This window comes from Candidatus Neomarinimicrobiota bacterium (genome assembly GCA_034716895.1).
Taxonomy (GTDB): Bacteria; Fidelibacterota; UBA8477; order UBA8477; family JABMPR01; genus JABMPR01.
The window spans coordinates 1-16,726 of the sequence record JAYEKW010000006.1; the positions used below are offsets into that span (position 1 = coordinate 1).

Sequence of the window (16,726 nt, forward strand, 5' to 3'; positions counted from 1 at the left end):
AATCTTGTCCAGAGCTAAGGGTGAGGATAACTCAAGAGTTGAAGCAGTCTCGAAACGGATGCTGGAGTTGAAGCTTTACCGGGTTAAAAACTTCAAGAATATATTAAGCAACAAGACGTATAGCCAGGCCCTGGATGAACCTCTGGAGATGACCCCTCCTGACAGTCACCATGAGAATGTTCGTGGTCAGCAGTGCTACCAGTGAGGAGGATGATATGATAGACCATACACTTGATCAGATCTCGCAGTTAAAGCTCAACGGCTTGAAAGCAGCGCTTCTGGAACAGATGGAACAGCCAAACCAGTATGCTGACATGAGTTTTGAAGAACGGATTACTTATCTCATTGATAGAGAAGTTCTGGACAGAAACAACCGCAGGACCAAACGGATGCTACGCGCTTCACGAATGAAGTTTAAGCCTGTCTTTCCAGAGGATATTGATTATAGAGAAGATCGTAATCTCAAGAGATCAGTGGTAAAAGGCCTGCTCCAGAACAACTGGATACAGCAGCATCAGAATGTCATTATCACGGGACCCACCGGAGCAGGTAAAACCTATCTGGCCTGTGTGTTTGGTAATCAGGCTGTCATGTCGGGATACTCTGTTTATTACACCAGAATACCACCGCTCATTACTGATGTGGCCCTGGCCAGAGCTGAAGGGACTTATACTAGGTGGATAAAACGAATGGCTCGTTATGATCTGCTCATACTGGATGATTTTGGTCTCAGTTCACTCTCGACACCACAGGCTCAGGAACTATTAGAAATTATAGAAGAAAGATCAGGGACCGGCAGTCACATTTTGACCAGCCAATTACCGGTGAAAGAATGGTACAGTATCTTTAAAAACCCGACCCTGGCGGATGCCATCATGGACAGGGTCATTCACAATGCACATAGATTAGAACTGAAAGGAGTAGATTCTATGAGAAAACTCAAAAACAGGGTAGGTCTCTCGGACACCTCGCCTTAAACTAGCTCGACCTGAACAGGGGCGAATCCGGTGTCCGACAAAAACCGGAACAGGTGTCCGATACTTCCGGAATAACCACTTGGTCTTTTTGAGTCTTGAAATCAGCAACTTAGTGAAATACATTTTATATCATAATAGGAGACATAACATGATAATTTTATTTGTGATGTTTTTTGTGCTTTGTCCCATAATTGAGGCAAATGATTATTCTAAGGATCGATTTGTAATTTCTTACGATCAGACTCCAACTAATATTTCCAGTTGGATAACAAAAGGTGATAGATTGATTACAGGAAATACAATTATCGATAGCCTAAATGTTGAATATCAAGTTAACGAATTTCAATTCTTATTTGCAGATACAACAGCACCCTTTGGTCGGCATTTTATTTTTTTTAAAATTGATACATCAAGATCAATGGATACTCTAATTATGGAATATTCGACAATTAATGGGATTGCAGGTGTTCATGCAGACTTTATTTCGACCCCCTTAGTCGAGCCAAATGATCCTGCACAAAATGTTAATTATTTTGACAAATTACATGGGTGTGGTATATATCGAGGATGGGACTTAACTGTTGGATATCATAATCCAATTGGAATTATTGATGATGGGTGTGATTATACTAATGCACAGCTAGCAGCGTCTGCAGTTATTAACCCTGGGGAGGACATAAATAGTGATGGCCTTCTCACTCCCGCTGATTCTAATGGGATTGATGATGATGGCAATGGTTTTGTTGATGATTTTTACGGTTGGAATTTTGTGGCTAATACAAATAATGTGCTAACAGGTGGTGGCCACGGTACCTTTGTTACTAGTGTCATCTGTGCAGCGACAAATGATAGCATTGATGTTGCTGGAATAGCTGGTGGGTGGAGCCCGAATTCTATACCGACACCTTTTATTCAATGTAAGATATATAATGTTAGTGATGCAGTCGATGCTCTCCAATACCTTTGCTCAAGAGATGTTCGAATTGTTAATATCAGTCGACAATTTGGTTACCTCAACATGGAGCAACAGCAAGAATGGGTAGATGTTATAGAGTATTGCGTCATACCAAACGAAGTAGTTATCGTAGCAGGGGCTGGAAATTTTGGAGATGAGGATGTAGTTGCTCCTGCAAATTCTCCATATGTGATCGCCGTCGGTGCGACCGAATTAGATGAAAGAGAATGGCTAAGAGCAGATTTCTCAAATTATGGTGATTCAATTGCACTAGCTGCCCCAGGTGTTGATTGGTATTGTGCTTTTACAGATACAACTCACACTGTCGTCAGTGGAACCTCTATTTCTTCACCTGTGGTTGCTGCCACCGCAGCATTAATCCTTTCCTTGGATTCAACTTTGTCCCGAGATGAAGTGGAATCACTTCTGACTGACAATGCGACACCAATTAATCCGAGTGAAGGGATGGGAGCTGGAGTTGTCAATGTGTATCAATCATTGTCCGCAGTCCTACCCCCCTTAGACCCCACAATCACAATATGTGATTATACGAATAATCATCCCGTGTTATGTATTTCAAATGCGGATCCTGATGTAGAAGAGATAATTGTCTTTAGAAAAATTGTGACAAATGATCGTTACCATACAATAATTCAAAACTGGACAACGATTGCTACATCTGGGACAATAGATGAGTATACTGATGAATCCTTTGGGCACCAGCAAAACGGTCCATATTTGGCATATTACAAGGTAAAATTCAGAGATCATGCTGATTTATTATCAGGATATTCGAATCAGGTTTCAACAGAAGGGTATTTAGGAATCGCAAAAGAAGTACAAATCTTTACGTGTTTAACCATTCCATTTTCAGGTACAGAATCAGCAATATGCATATATGGTCAGTTCATATATATTTCTGATTGGGCGAACGGTCTATTTGCGGTTCAAATCAATGAGTCTGGACTGGAATTGAATGAGGTTCTCAACGGATATCAAGGTGTCCAATATCATTTACCAATCGATGGGAATTCAATTTATGCGTACTTCGGATCTGACTCTATAGCGGAGTATACCCTAACAAATCCATTTAATCCACAAAATTTATCTGCAGGCTACAAGCCAGAGGTATTACCATACAATTTCACCGTCAAGAACCATATCCTGATTGCTTGTGGTATTCATCCTTTTGGTGGCGTAGGCTTAAACCATCCGGTTTTTGAGATTATCGATTATTCCAACCCAGATAATATTGCTCAACTGTACATCCACTCGCAGACATCTGGATACTCAGACATTTTAGTGCAACCTTCTTATCCCAACTTAGTATTAGGAGCAGGAAGAATGGCATATGTGTGGGATTTGTCAACCCCCTCAAACCCAATCATGTTAGATTCTCTCCCGGATTTCACTCTTGAGGAGATCGAAAATTGGGGTGATCACATTGTCTCCTTAAACAGAGATAACCAGCTGGAATTTTGGTCATTGGATTCAGTAGGGCATTTGCACCAGGCGAATGAATCTCAATTTGATGTATTTCAGACCGATGAATTTGAAGGAATAGCAGGGGGTGATACCCATTTGTTGGTATATGATACAGATAGTCTCTATTTCTTTCAAAGGGATGAATTTTGGACTATCCAAAAAGTATATTCTGCACAACATCTGGATATAAGGGGTATAAAACATAATGATCAATATGCAGTTGTTGTTACTCCTGACACAATGTTTGTTTACAATTTACATAATTTACTCCCCATCTATCCTCCTGGCAGGTTAACTCCAGATATTGCTCAAATGTTTCCTGCATATCCTAATCCTTTCAATCCAAGTACATCTATTCAGTACGAGCTTCCAAAGACTACGGATGTGACCTTCACGATCTATGATATCCTTGGAAGAAATATTTGGACGTATCAAGAATCAGCTAAACCAGCTGGCTACTACTCACTGCAATGGAACGGGCTGAACCATCACGGGAAACAAGCGGCAAGTGGAGTCTATCTGATCTCCTTCTCGACACCCGAGTTTAGAGCTGTTCAGAAAGCTGTTTTGATTCGCTAGCCGAAGCTGAACCGAAACTACACAAGCCCCTGACTTCAACAGTTTGGGGTTTTCTTTTTACAAAAGTTTCCTATCCAACTCCCGCAAAACGCATCGCTCAAGAGGCTACCGGTATGTTACCAGTATGTTGTGCTTGTAAGTTCAATAGATTCAACGAAGGACAATTTATTAAGAGACATCAGGTTTCCAGAATCAAGGAGGACTTATTGTTGAAATAGGAATTGTTGGATTGAATTTAGAAACAGGAATTATTACTAATGAGTATGATGCAATTGTAAAAGAAAATGGTTTTGGGAAAAACCATGCTAAAAAGCCCTATGGTTGGATATTTCAAAATTCTGATTTGAAATATGAAGATGTTTTATTGGCCAATGACTTATCAGTAATATTGCCAGAGGTTCAAACAATTCTGGATAAATATTTATTGGGTGCAACAGCATTTAACAAGCAATTTGATTTTGGTTTTTTAAAATCAAGAGGACTAAATATAAGAGAATTACCTTGCATTATGCTCACAGGTGAAGCGTACACAGGGAATTCTGTAGGCTGCAGGGGAGATCGCGCTCCCTGAAGAGCTGGTACAGCTTCGAGATTGCGTTTGTTGCGGATGCCGAGGGTTTTAACGTACACCGAAGGCAACACAAGACCATCCAGAATGGCTTGGATGTGAAGATCCGCCGGAGTCCTCAGGCCGTGGCATGCAGAAAGAGATATGTTGTAGAACTCGGGAAGCCCCAACGAGTTCCTGTAAAGGTGACAGCAAAAGAAAGGTATACAGTTATTTAGGCAATGAAGAGGAAACTCGGAAACAGAGCTAAACTGGAACCTGCCCATTTGTGGGAGCACCAAGGATCAGGTGGGAGAGAAGATTCATACTTGAATCCGAACTCTATAAGCTCCTGGGGTGTCTTATCAGGCATAGTACTCAGCGGTTGGGAAAGCCAGCCACACGGGGAAGGACCTGACAGAAGTACGCAGCTCGCAAAGGAAACTTATGCCGGACAAGTAGGATCGGATGAACATAAGCCAACCTCACTGCGGGGAATAGCAAACAAGCCATCTGTTGCTTAACAGAATTGGACTTGCGCGAAAGCGAGTACAACTGAGGAAACGGATGAGGGAAAACTTCACGTCCGGGACTGTGCGGGGGGCGCTGGGTAACCGGCGTTCCTACCGTGAGAGACTGCGTCCCGCCCCAATCCAGCTAAAGGCGGATGTGCAGCCAATTTATGGTCTGCTAATAAGAGAGTGGTGGGTTGGATCAAAAACAGAAAGGACTCATGGGAGTTTATTCTAGGGATTTAACATAAGAGGGCGTTAGATGCATCAGAAAAACATCTTGCGCAAAGAGTAGGAATATCCTACCTTGTTAAAAAGGGAGGTTGAAAATGAGTACAGTTGAAATAACAAGTATGTCCACTAAAGGGCAAGTTGTAATTCCTGCAAGTATGCGGAAAAAGTTAAACATAAGAGGTGGATCAAAACTGATAGTTGTTCAAGATGGTGAGAGCATTCTTATGAAGCCAATCGAAAGACCAAAACGTGAGGAATTCGATCGGATTATTAAACTTGCTGATGAAATCATGAAAGATTCTGATCTGACTGAAGAAGATGTTGCAGAAGCAATAAAAGAGTCAAGAGCAGCTCGTGCGAATCGTAATTGATACAAATGTAGTTATATCGGGTGTTCTCTTTGGGGGGAATCCCAGAAAAGTGCTAGACTATTGGAAGATGAACTCGTATGAGCTTATTTGCAGTCCAGAAATCATTGATGAGTATGAAGATGTCTTATACAGAATGCTCAATAAGGTGAAGAATTCAAATAGCGAGCTTGTTGAAGCGTTTTTAAGTCTACTAGTAAAAAGTGCCACTTTAATTCATCCCCATCACAATACAAAACTATCTAGAGATCCAGATGATGATGTGTTTGTTAATTGTGCCTTAAGTGGACGAGCACTGTACATAGTGAGTGGCGATCGTGATTTGTTGGACATTGAGGAAGTAGATGGGATAGATATTATCACTGTGCGAGAATTTATTGAAATACTGGAAAAATGAGCATCTAACAAATTAGGATAGACATGACCCCATATTACCCCAGCTCTCAGAAGAGCCAGCAGATGGGTCATTTCTATTCTGGTGTTCGATAAGGCGCGCTTGTTATATGGGGATTGATAAGAAGTCATTGTTTATCATGAAGTTAGTTTCAGTAATCATCACGACCAGTTCTCAATTATCGCTGGTAATATGATACTTTAATCACAAATAACAAGAATTACGGTGTGTCTTTGGTCATCATACGCTTCCTTTGATTTCATTTTTCTGCACCATGCGGGATATGGAAGCGTATATTAGCCTGTTACTCTTATCAGTCAAGACCGGAGAATTGCTTTTCCGCCGCGGAGCGGCTTACTTGAACAAAAGTTTAGAGCTGACTCACAACAGATTAGCGGTTATGGGTAAGGGATTACAGGGATACAGTGTTTATACAAAATGAAAATATTGTGCGAAGCAGCTCAGACTCAGGACGTTATACAGTGCAAATCACACTTCTTACTAGCAGAAATTGAATACGAACGGAGACGTTTATGCCAGGCCGACGACTACTATCTGAAGACGACTACATCGACCCACGTTACAATCCAAAACATCCTGAAATGGTGCGGCGTAGGGATGTGCTCCAGGAAACACTAGATCGCTTTGCAAACGCGGATCTACCGAATAAGTATCACCTGCTCGCACAGACAAATCTTCAGCGTTGGTTCGACACTCGGGATTTGAGCACAGATTCTCAGCATGTCCATGTAGTGAGCGGAGATTGGGGTGAAGTCACACATTCAATGACCAAAAAGTATGGCAAATGCTTCGCTGTATTAAACATGGCAAATGCTTTTGTTCCTGGAGGAGCATATGTAGAAGGTACTGTTGCCCAAGAAGAATATATGTTTCGTCGCACTGATTGCCATTTTCATGTCAACGCTGACGAGTACGATGCCAGCCTTGACCGATATGTTCCAGAAATGACTTCACTCTTGTCAGCGGAAAAAGGCAAGGTCTATCTTGATTCAACGCATCCACGAGTGTGTATTCGAGGACCGGAAAAGCGTTCTCGTCCCGATTTGGGATATGTATGGTTAGCAGACGATGAGGTTTTTCCATTCTTTGAACTTAGGGCCTCAGCACAGGATTTACGTGATGGCTCACAGTTCTCAGAATCAAGTATGCGACAACGTATCGCCGCCCAGTTAGATACTCTAATGGATCAAAATATAAATCATGTTATCTTTAAAGCTTTTGGTTGCGGAGCATTTATGAATCCTGCAGATCGCGTAGCGAAACTATATCGAGAAGAAATTCACAAAAGACAGCGTAATTTTGCCGTAATTGCGTTTGCTATCTACAATGCTGGATATGGATCTGATAACTACACACCATTCCGGCAGGCGTTTCGTGATCAATTGAAATTGAGCTAAATTTTATGGAAACCAGAATCATGGTGTCGGATCGATTTTCAAAACTGCATAACAATCACTTGCACTCGGACAGCAAAAAGCGGCGTGGCTTCCGCTGCGCTCCAGCCACACCGCTTTTTGCTGCCGGTGATGTGAAGCGTTAGAACGACCATAGATGTTGAAACATAGAATAAATTATTTAAATTTCGTTTATTTCGTCTTTCAGTCATTTCGCCTAAGATCTACTCTTTGTGTAACATTAGCAAACACTGCAGTTAGTATGTATAAATCCGTTTTATCAGACGCTTGTTTGGAAGTAGAATTGCCGAGAAAAGCTTTAAAATATTCCAAACTGGGAATGATTGAGTACGCTGATGATAACATAACTAAACCGCGTTATGGTAACCGGTTGCCCAAGTTTTTAAAAGAGCTTACAATAGTTGAAATGTCAGTGCTCGCATACATTCATGAAACAATATTGGAGCTGATCCGTCTGTCAGTCCTTAATAAAGTAGAAGAAACTCGCAGGTTAGGTCATGCCTCGCATAACTTGCAATTCATCTTGATGAAATCAGATGAACATAAAACGATAGATGAAGGACAACCATTATTTGTATTCATGGAATTCGTCCCTGTATTGTCTGATAAATATGTAGAATTTGTTGCTAACATACGTGGAATGACAAAGCTCAAGTTGATATATGAGGTAAATGAGAATTTGGATATCATCGAATAAAGCCTTCTAACAATATTAGGTTCGATAAGGCGCGGTTGTTATAAGGGGATTGATAAGAAGTCATTGTTTATCATGAAGTTAGTTTCAGTAATCATCACGACCAGTTCTCAATTATCGCTGGTAATATGATACTTTAATCACAAATAACAAGAATTACGGTGTGTCTTTGGTCATCATACGCTTCCTTAGATTTCATTTTCCTGCACCATGCGGGATATGGAAACGTATATTAGCCTGTTACTCTTATCAGTCAAGACCGGAGAATTGCTTTTCCGACGCGGAGCGGCTTACTTGAACAAAGGCTTGTTGCTGACATACCAAGAGGAGCTGAGTTGACAACAAAGACTAGCAATAGAATCATAGGCTTACTTCGCGAGAGTGTATTTGCGTGCAGCAAAAGCCTGGGGCGTTATACGCAATGCGAGCATCTGCTTAGGCATCGATAAGGATAGCGGATTGTAGAAGTAGACTTACGACACAAGAAAAAAATACAATATTTGGGGAACAGATTGTGACGGGAATAGGCGGTAGTGACGGTGATGGTGGTGGAAGTAGATATCAAAAAGATTTAGCGGCAGCCAAAATTGCTGAAGCGAAATGGCGGGATGGCAAACAGGGGTCTGGCAATGGACAGGGTGCCGCACCAGGAGGAGGTTGTCTCACTGGATTTGGTGGTTGCTGGCTAATATCAATAACCCTCACCACATTAGGTATAATATTTCTTATGGTTATCAGGTTGGGAGTGATGACTTATGAGAATATCACAAGTTTTGACATTATTGGTGATTATAGCGCTGGTCAATATTTTCGAAATATCGGCCACATGGACAGGTATGGTACCTATACCGTGAACACCAAATCACTTGAATGCTATATAGAGCCTGGAGACGCTCTGGATGAATCTATTAAACCTTTCAGGAAACTGAGACGTGGGAAGCACTTCCAATATCGGGGTTATCAAGTTGTAGGAGAGCAAACACTGGTAGCCATTAAGTTGGAAGGGGCTGACCCTAATCACTGTTACCTGCTACTTCCTGAGGTGTGGACCGGAAAATCCTATTGGGACTTTGGCGAAAGTGAACTTCTTACCGAAGTGATGGCTGAGGAGGATTGATTGTTCAAGAGGCTCACCTACCAGAAGTGGTGTCTACGAAAACCACTACATATTTAATGTTGATTGGTCGAACATGCGTATAACAATGGCTTCAACCTGATTCACACAAAGGGATTGGTTAGCTGAAATGATGTCTCAGGATACAGTGTTTGTACAAAAGGATAAATCATACAGAAGCCGCTCAAGCGCGGGACGTTATTGATTTTATGTAATCAGACATGGTGTAGCTTGGGATATTAACGCACCCTCAGTTCTTCTTACAAAAAAAAATATGATCGAATATTGTATATTATCATTTAGATTGGTGTGGCCTTTCCTATTTTAACCCGCCAATATGAAGGTGATGAATTATTGAAGAATCTGTAGCTTTGGGCTGCAAATTCAATGTTTATAAAAGGGGCTTATTATGATCCTTATAAAAGAAAACCGATGTGATTTTTGCGGCACTTGTGTGGCGGTCTGCCCCGTAGATGCTATCGAATTGCGCGAAGCTGATATCTCAATTATTCATGAGACCTGTATCGATTGTGATATCTGTATCTGGGTCTGCCCCATAGATGTTCTGAGTAGCGACAACAAGCCGGAGGATAAAAATGACTGATTATGATGTGATCGTCGTTGGTGGTGGACCTGCCGGTTCCATGGCAGCTCATGCCGCTGCATCCAAGGGACTCAAAACCATTATGCTGGAGAAAGATCGGGATATTGGTTACCCGGTTAGATGTGGGGAGGCCGTCAGTGATGAGGGGTTGCGGCAGTTCATGGAGCCGCGGCCGGAATGGATCGCTGCCACGATTTCAAAAATCAGGATGCGTTCTCCGAATAATACCGAAATTGATTTCAGATCACCTGGCTCAGGCTATATCCTGCATCGGCGCATATTTGATTATGCTCTGGCCAATCGAGCCAGTCAGGCTGGTGTTGAGATCCAGACCAGAGCCTATGTTGATGGCTTGATCATTGAAGATGATGTTGTCTGTGGTGTTCATTACCAGTACATGGGCGAACCACGCAGTTTGAGGGCTAAACTGGTAATAGCAGCTGATGGTGTTGAATCTCGAGTTGGTCGAATGGCCGGAATTCGGTCCGCTATTAAGCTGAGGGATATAGAATCCGGTTACCAGGTCACTGTTGGCAACATTGATATCGATCAGGAAATGATTGATTTTTATGTTGGCAGTAATTGGGCTCCAGGTGGCTACCTCTGGGTATTTCCAAAAGGTGATCGCATGGCAAACATCGGGCTGGGAGTGAACGGAACTTTGTCAAAAGATTATAATTCCCACGATCTGATTCACAATTTCCTGAAAGAACAGTATCCCCAGGCCACCGTGTTGACCAGTGTTTGTGGAGGTGTACCCATTGCCCAGACCCTGAAGCGGATTACTGGAAATGGGATCATGTTGACCGGAGATGCAGCCCGCATGGTGAATCCAGTTTCTGGAGGAGGCATTGTATCCGGCATGCACGCCGGTAAGATTGCCGGTGAGGTTTCAGCAGAAGCACTTGCAGCAGGAGATGTCAGCATAAAAGGCCTCGAAGAATACCCAAAAAGATGGCGCAAAGCAGGCGGCAAGAACCACGAGGCGCTCCATCGTATCTCCGAGACCATCTATGACATATCAGATGAACAACTTGACAGGATCGCATTAAGGCTTTCAAAAACAAAGGAACAGGACCGCACATTGCTCAAGATATTTACTACCGTTGCCCGAGAAAAACCTAGAATCCTTTTAGATGTGACCCGGGCTTTTGCAGGGCTTTAGGCGGTTTTTGGATTTCTGGTTTATCAGGTGCCCACGACTTAATCTATGGGTTGCTGAAGAAAGAGGATTAACGATTTATGATTTTAGAAGTGAATGATTTAAAAGAATTGCAGGAATTAAACGATTTATGAGTTTTGCTGAATATTTACAGGGCATTGGCCTGGGAACCTTTGTTTCATTTGATCTTGAAACAACTGGACTGGATCCCAATAAAGATTATGTAATTGAATTTGGTGCCGTAAAAGTGGTCGATGGTGTTCCTGCGGAACGCTTTCAGCAGTTTATCAAACCACCTGTCAGGATCCCGAAATTTATTCAGAAGCTGACCGGTATCACTGATGAGATGGTCCAGGATGCACCCACTTTTGAAGAGATTGTGGATGACCTTTATGATTTTCTGGGTGATCATCCCCTGGTAGCTCATAACATCTACTTTGATCATAACTTTCTTAATGTCAAACGGGAAGATATTGATGGTATCCCTTTAAATAATGATCTGATGGATACCTTGAGCCTGGTCAGGACCATGCGTTATGATATGATCAATCATAAATTGGGCACAGTGGCAGAATTCTATGGATTGTCAAAAGAAGGTGCCCATCGAGCAGACTACGATGCAGATCTGGTCGCAGACATTCTCTTGATCCTGCTCTCTGAAATGCATCGAATTCCCAATGAAGTTCTGGAAGTTCTGGTTAAAGTCATGGACGGAACCGATCTGCCGAATGAAACGCTATATCGACGCATGCTGGATTGGACTGCCAGCGGGCGCAATTTGGGTGAGCTGGAAAAATATCCCCGGATTCCGTTGCCGAATAAACCTAACATCAGACACCACACGACAGATGGATCGTATCCCGATCTTGAGCAAATATTTTCAGAGGATGGCCTGCTCTCGCAGCATCTGGAGTCTTATGAACCACGAGCAACCCAGGTTGCTTTGGCTCAGGATATCCAGACAGCCATGCGCAATGATGAATTCCTCGTGGCAGAAGCCGGGACCGGTGTGGGGAAGAGTCTGGCCTATGCTATCCCAGCTGTATTGACTCGCCACGAATTGAATGAAGATGAACCGGTCTTCATCAGTTGTAATACCAAGAATCTTCAGGATCAGCTCTTCCATAAAGAGATTCCGTTCATTCAAGAAAAACTGGGACTTCCACTTCGGGCTTTACTTTTGAAGGGTCGCAATAATTATCTATGTAAGACGAAGTGGCAACGCGGTTTGCGTGATATTGCCTGGCGTTTTAATCGTCGCGAGAAAGAAGGACTGCAGACCCTGGTTGTGTGGGCACATGAAACACTCACCGGGGATATTGACGAACACAATGGTTTCCATACTATTGGGCACGCTTTGGTCTGGTCAAAACTGAATAGCGAACCGGGTTTTTGCACAACCCAGGTATGTGCACCAAATGACTTCTGTTATCTGGGCAAGCTACGGCAGGAGTCGGCTAAAGCAGACCTGGTGGTTGTCAATCATTCACTGCTATTGGCGGATGCTGCCTCTGATCATGGAATTTTACCGAGCTACCAACGGTTGATAGTCGATGAAGCCCAGCTACTGGAAAAAACGGCTTACCAGTTCTTTGCCTCGGAATTTTCCTATAAAAGCCTGCGCATCCAAATGGATCAACTCTATTACAAAGGTCGCAGTAAAAGTGGTCTGGACATCGAGCTTAAGCATTTGATGGTTCCTCTGGGTGATGGTCAGAAACAGGGCATTACCGGATATCTGGATCAACTGGAAGGCGATGTGGTTGAGATAAATAAACTACTCCTTGCATTTTTTACAGAATTCAAAGCCAGCCGTCAGCGTGATGTTGAGCGGGCTACCTTTACCTACAAAGAACTTTACACTCAGGAAAAAGATGTTTTTGCACCAGTGCGAGGCGAATGGTACACGCTGACAACAGCATTGACAAAATTGCTTAACCTGGTTCGTGATGTTGAGAAAGCACTGGATGAGCTGGACGACGACAAGCTGTCGGGTTTGGCTGAGATAAGCACTCGGATCAAATCCTGGCGGGAAATGATGAACCAGACTCTGGCTGTCATGGATCGTCAGGCTGCTGCAGATGATTCAGATCTGATCTACTGGTTTGAGATCTTGCCTAAGAGTGATGTTGTTGCAGTTAAATTTGTTCAGGTCCCTCTGGAAATAGGAAAACAGATGCAGGACAGACTCTATGAAGAGATGTCCTCGATCATCTTCACTTCTGGCACCTTAAGCGTGGATGGCAGCTTCAATTACCTGTTAAACCGATTGGGTCTGCGTGGACACGATCGTTTGCAGGAAAAGACCTATCCTTCTCCTTTTTACTATGAAGAACAAGCCCGGATATTCGTGCCCACTTTTATGGGACCCCAATATGCCGAGAATTATACCACTGAAGTACTTTTTCTATTGGAAAAGATCTGGAAAACCCATCCAGTTGGCACGATGATTCTCTTTACCAGCTATACCATGCTTTTGAATTGGCAGGAAGAATTGGAGGATCGGATAAAGGGATCGGGTCGTCACTTGTTGGTCCAGTCAAGCCGAGTCTCTCGTCTGGATCTGATCAATCAATTCCGGAAATATCCCGGGAGTATTTTGTTGGCCACAGATAGTTTCTGGCAGGGGATTGATCTACCAGGTGATGCTTTACAGTTATTGGTTATTGCAAAATTACCCTTTTCTGTACCCTCAGATCCCATCGTAAGAGCTAATAGTAATGCCTTGAAGGCTGCCGGTGAGAATGACTTTATGGGCTATAGCGTTCCGGAAGCCGCCATTAAATACAAACAGGGGGTTGGCAGACTCATTCGGAGTACAACTGATTTCGGAGCGATCATTTCACTGGACGAGCGTATATTTACCAAACGATATGGGGAATATTTTCGGAATTCAACACCGATTCCACACGTACCAGCCCGATCTGAGAAGGAAATGGTGGAACTGGTTAGAGCTTGGTTCACATCACATGGAGTCAAAGCCCGGAGTTGAAAAATAAAACAGGAAATAGAATGAAAAATATTAAATGGCTGCTCATTAATTTAGTGGTACTGCTCTTCATTATGAGCTGTGCCTCGAAAGTTGTGCAGTACGACCTGCCCAGTGTTGAAGCAACAGCCACCCCTGAATGGGTCAAGACACAAGCATCTATCAGAGATACTATCTTCATTGTGATCCATCTCCCAAAAGCTGGTCATGTTGACCTCAACCAATCAATTCAGTCAGCACAATCGGAGTTGCATACTGTTCTGGCCAATGAGATCGAGGTTATCCTGCGTGACTACTGGGATCAAAAAGAGGTCGATCATAATGAGGATGTCGCTTTTAAACTAATTTCTGAATTGCCATTAACGCTGGAACATATCATGCAATATGTGACCATTAGAGATGGCTGGGAGCAGTCAGGAAATATATCGATCCTGTGTGCTCTGGATTACGAACAGGCAACAGAGGTTTTGATGACAGATATGGAAATTAAGGATCGAGCCTTTCGATCCTACTTCAAGCGCCGGATGGATCACCTTGCACAGGATCACCGCTAGGAAAGTTTAATGAGATTTGTTGATTATGTAAAAATAAGAGTAGCAGCAGGAGCTGGCGGGAATGGCATCGTCGCTTTTCGTCGTGAAAAATTTGTGCCCAAGGGTGGTCCGGCTGGTGGCAATGGTGGCAATGGCGGTAGTGTGATCCTCAAGGTCAATATCCAGCTGCATACATTGCAGGATATTCGCTACCATCGCATTTACAAAGCTGAACGCGGGAAACATGGCGAAGGTAGTCTCAGGCATGGCAAAAAGGGTGAAGATATCATCATTGAAGTACCGGCAGGAACTATTGTAAAAGATGGAACAAGCGGTGAGGTGCTGGCAGACCTGCAAATGGACGGTGAGTCTTTAGTAGCGGCCAGAGGAGGCTGGGGTGGTCGTGGAAACGCGAAGTTTGCGACCTCAACTCATCAAACCCCCCGAGAATTCGAGCTGGGAAAAGCAGGGCAGGAGCGAGAGCTTGATCTTGAGCTAAAAGTACTGGCCGATGTTGGTCTGGTGGGCTTTCCAAATGCAGGAAAATCGACCCTGCTGGCTCGTGTTAGTCAAGCAAAACCAAAGATCGCCGACTATCCTTTCACAACTCTGACCCCAAATCTAGGCATTGTTAAATCAGGTGAATACAGCAGCTTTGTCATGGCTGACATTCCTGGTCTTATTGAAGGAGCCCATGAAGGCAAAGGTCTGGGAACTCAATTTTTAAAGCACGTGGAACGATGCAGTGTTTTGCTGTTTATGGTGGATGCCAATGATGAAGACCCTTCCAAGTCCTACCAGTTACTCTATGAAGAAGTCCAGAAATTCAGTCCTGAACTGTTGAAACGTCAGCGACTCCTGGCGATCACCAAAATGGATGCAACCGTCGGAGTGCCCAAGATTTCCACTTTTGAGCCAATCGATATCCTGCCCATCTCTTCAGTGAGTGGCGAGGGCGTTGAAGCCTTGATCAAAGCCCTGGTGAAGAACATCAGTGGATAACTATTTTTCTGATATAATTCGTTTACTGGGGATTTCCGGAGTGGGTCCCAGGAAGACCATGGATCTACACCATAAATTTGGTTCCATCTCTGGTATTTTTTCTGCCTCTGCAAAACAATTGATGGAAGTACCTGGGATTCATCAGAAAATAGCTCAGTCGATTCTTCAACCAGTCGATGAAAAGCTTGTGGCTGGTCAGATCAAGCTGATTGAAAAGTTTGAGGTAAAGCTGATCACTTATTGGGATGATCCATATCCGGATATGTTAAAACAGATCTATGATCCACCTGTTGTGCTCTTTTGCCGCGGAGATATTGACCTGCTGAACACACGTGGTATTGGTATGGTCGGTACCCGTACTCCCACCTCATATGGAAAGGAAGTAGCTGCAGAATTCAGCTCACAACTGGTCAATCGCGGATATACACTGGTTTCAGGTGTTGCTAAAGGAGTTGATGCAATTGTACACAGATCGGCTTTGCAGGCCAAAGGCAAGACTATTGCAGTGCTTGGGAATGGTATCGACCGGATCTATCCAGCAGAAAATCGAGAACTGTACCAGGATATTGGATCCCAAGGGCTCTTGATCTCAGAATTCCTCATGGGCTCAAAGCCTGATGCACAAAACTTTCCCCGACGAAACAGGATCATATCAGGTCTTTCTGCTGGCACAGTAGTGGTTGAAGCGGCTGAGAAAAGTGGATCTTTGATCACGGCTTATTTTGCTCTGGATCAAAACCGGGAAGTCTTTGCAGTCCCTGGAAATATCAAGAGCCGTCAAAGTCACGGAACCCACCATTTGATTCGTCAGGGAGCCAAGTTGGTGGAGAGCGTTGATGACATTCTGGAGGAACTGGGTGAAAAGTATCGCCTGGGCAGCTCCCATGGCCAACAGGAGTTGATTATCAGTACCGATCCACAGGAAGCGGCGATTCTGAAACATCTTTCTGGACCTGATGCAGTTCATATTGATGATCTCTCCAGCTTGTCAGGGCAGACGACCTTTGCGCTACTCGGCACGCTGCTGCAGATGGAAATGAAGGGTCTCGTCCAGCAATATCCTGGAAAATATTTTAAGCAGAAGTGAAACCTGTTTTAAATGAAGTCAAACAGATTTCATAGTTCACTAAAAATAAATGAT

At 43.4% G+C, this 16,726-nt stretch carries 15 protein-coding genes; all 15 read left to right on the forward strand.

Annotated features, from left to right (window positions below; translation table 11 throughout):
- A partial coding sequence (locus U9Q77_00320) for a hypothetical protein (GenBank protein ID MEA3285805.1) occupies positions 1-205 on the forward strand: 205 nt, incomplete at its 5' end.
- A gap of 10 nt (positions 206-215) precedes the next feature.
- Complete coding sequence (gene istB / locus U9Q77_00325; protein MEA3285806.1) at positions 216-977, forward strand: IS21-like element helper ATPase IstB; 762 nt, start codon at positions 216-218, stop codon at positions 975-977.
- A gap of 148 nt (positions 978-1,125) precedes the next feature.
- Positions 1,126-3,996, forward strand: a complete 2,871-nt coding sequence (locus U9Q77_00330; protein MEA3285807.1) for a S8 family serine peptidase — start codon at positions 1,126-1,128, stop codon at positions 3,994-3,996.
- 229 nt (positions 3,997-4,225) lie between these two features.
- On the forward strand, positions 4,226-4,567 hold the full coding sequence (locus U9Q77_00335; protein MEA3285808.1) for a hypothetical protein: 342 nt from the start codon (positions 4,226-4,228) through the stop codon (positions 4,565-4,567).
- Between the two features lie 817 nt (positions 4,568-5,384).
- Positions 5,385-5,660 (forward strand): AbrB/MazE/SpoVT family DNA-binding domain-containing protein, encoded by a 276-nt coding sequence (locus U9Q77_00340; protein MEA3285809.1) that lies wholly within the window; start codon positions 5,385-5,387, stop codon positions 5,658-5,660.
- Positions 5,644-6,054, forward strand: coding sequence for a putative toxin-antitoxin system toxin component, PIN family (locus U9Q77_00345; GenBank protein MEA3285810.1), 411 nt, complete (start codon positions 5,644-5,646; stop codon positions 6,052-6,054). Before U9Q77_00340 ends, U9Q77_00345 begins: the two co-directional genes overlap by 17 nt.
- 530 nt (positions 6,055-6,584) lie before the next feature.
- On the forward strand, positions 6,585-7,469 hold the full coding sequence (locus tag U9Q77_00350) for a DUF2263 domain-containing protein (protein MEA3285811.1): 885 nt from the start codon (positions 6,585-6,587) through the stop codon (positions 7,467-7,469).
- A gap of 259 nt (positions 7,470-7,728) precedes the next feature.
- Positions 7,729-8,184 carry a hypothetical protein gene (locus U9Q77_00355; protein ID MEA3285812.1) on the forward strand — a complete coding sequence of 152 codons (456 nt, stop codon included), beginning with the start codon at positions 7,729-7,731 and terminating at the stop codon, positions 8,182-8,184.
- A 511-nt stretch (positions 8,185-8,695) separates the two neighbouring features.
- A complete protein-coding gene (locus U9Q77_00360) occupies positions 8,696-9,298 on the forward strand; it encodes a hypothetical protein (GenBank protein ID MEA3285813.1) in 603 nt (200 codons plus the stop codon).
- Between the two features lie 406 nt (positions 9,299-9,704).
- Positions 9,705-9,899 carry a 4Fe-4S binding protein gene (locus U9Q77_00365; GenBank protein ID MEA3285814.1) on the forward strand — a complete coding sequence of 65 codons (195 nt, stop codon included), beginning with the start codon at positions 9,705-9,707 and terminating at the stop codon, positions 9,897-9,899.
- Positions 9,892-11,064 carry an NAD(P)/FAD-dependent oxidoreductase gene (locus U9Q77_00370; protein MEA3285815.1) on the forward strand — a complete coding sequence of 391 codons (1,173 nt, stop codon included), beginning with the start codon at positions 9,892-9,894 and terminating at the stop codon, positions 11,062-11,064. Before U9Q77_00365 ends, U9Q77_00370 begins: the two co-directional genes overlap by 8 nt.
- Before the next feature lie 127 nt (positions 11,065-11,191).
- Complete coding sequence (locus U9Q77_00375; protein ID MEA3285816.1) at positions 11,192-14,053, forward strand: helicase C-terminal domain-containing protein; 2,862 nt, start codon at positions 11,192-11,194, stop codon at positions 14,051-14,053.
- A gap of 20 nt (positions 14,054-14,073) precedes the next feature.
- Complete coding sequence (locus U9Q77_00380; GenBank protein ID MEA3285817.1) at positions 14,074-14,604, forward strand: hypothetical protein; 531 nt, start codon at positions 14,074-14,076, stop codon at positions 14,602-14,604.
- A gap of 9 nt (positions 14,605-14,613) precedes the next feature.
- The gene (gene obgE / locus U9Q77_00385; protein ID MEA3285818.1) at positions 14,614-15,585 is read left to right on the forward strand and encodes a GTPase ObgE; all 972 of its coding nucleotides are present in this window, start codon (positions 14,614-14,616) and stop codon (positions 15,583-15,585) included.
- Positions 15,578-16,672, forward strand: a complete 1,095-nt coding sequence (gene dprA, locus U9Q77_00390; protein MEA3285819.1) for a DNA-processing protein DprA — start codon at positions 15,578-15,580, stop codon at positions 16,670-16,672. The genes obgE and dprA overlap by 8 nt, the downstream gene beginning before the upstream one ends.
- The last annotated feature ends 54 nt before the right edge of the window (positions 16,673-16,726 follow it).

What these genes read in the sequence shown, in the direction of transcription:
- U9Q77_00340 (MEA3285809.1), top strand. Translation starts at nt 5,385, where the DNA reads ATGAGTACAGTTGAAATAACAAGTATGTCCACTAAAGGGCAAGTTGTA.
- U9Q77_00370 (MEA3285815.1), top strand. Translation starts at nt 9,892, where the DNA reads ATGACTGATTATGATGTGATCGTCGTTGGTGGTGGACCTGCCGGTTCC.
- U9Q77_00375 (MEA3285816.1), top strand. Translation starts at nt 11,192, where the DNA reads ATGAGTTTTGCTGAATATTTACAGGGCATTGGCCTGGGAACCTTTGTT.
- U9Q77_00350 (MEA3285811.1), top strand. Translation starts at nt 6,585, where the DNA reads ATGCCAGGCCGACGACTACTATCTGAAGACGACTACATCGACCCACGT.
- istB (MEA3285806.1), top strand. Translation starts at nt 216, where the DNA reads ATGATAGACCATACACTTGATCAGATCTCGCAGTTAAAGCTCAACGGC.
- U9Q77_00380 (MEA3285817.1), top strand. Translation starts at nt 14,074, where the DNA reads ATGAAAAATATTAAATGGCTGCTCATTAATTTAGTGGTACTGCTCTTC.
- obgE (MEA3285818.1), top strand. Translation starts at nt 14,614, where the DNA reads ATGAGATTTGTTGATTATGTAAAAATAAGAGTAGCAGCAGGAGCTGGC.
- U9Q77_00330 (MEA3285807.1), top strand. Translation starts at nt 1,126, where the DNA reads ATGATAATTTTATTTGTGATGTTTTTTGTGCTTTGTCCCATAATTGAG.
- U9Q77_00355 (MEA3285812.1), top strand. Translation starts at nt 7,729, where the DNA reads ATGTATAAATCCGTTTTATCAGACGCTTGTTTGGAAGTAGAATTGCCG.
- U9Q77_00365 (MEA3285814.1), top strand. Translation starts at nt 9,705, where the DNA reads ATGATCCTTATAAAAGAAAACCGATGTGATTTTTGCGGCACTTGTGTG.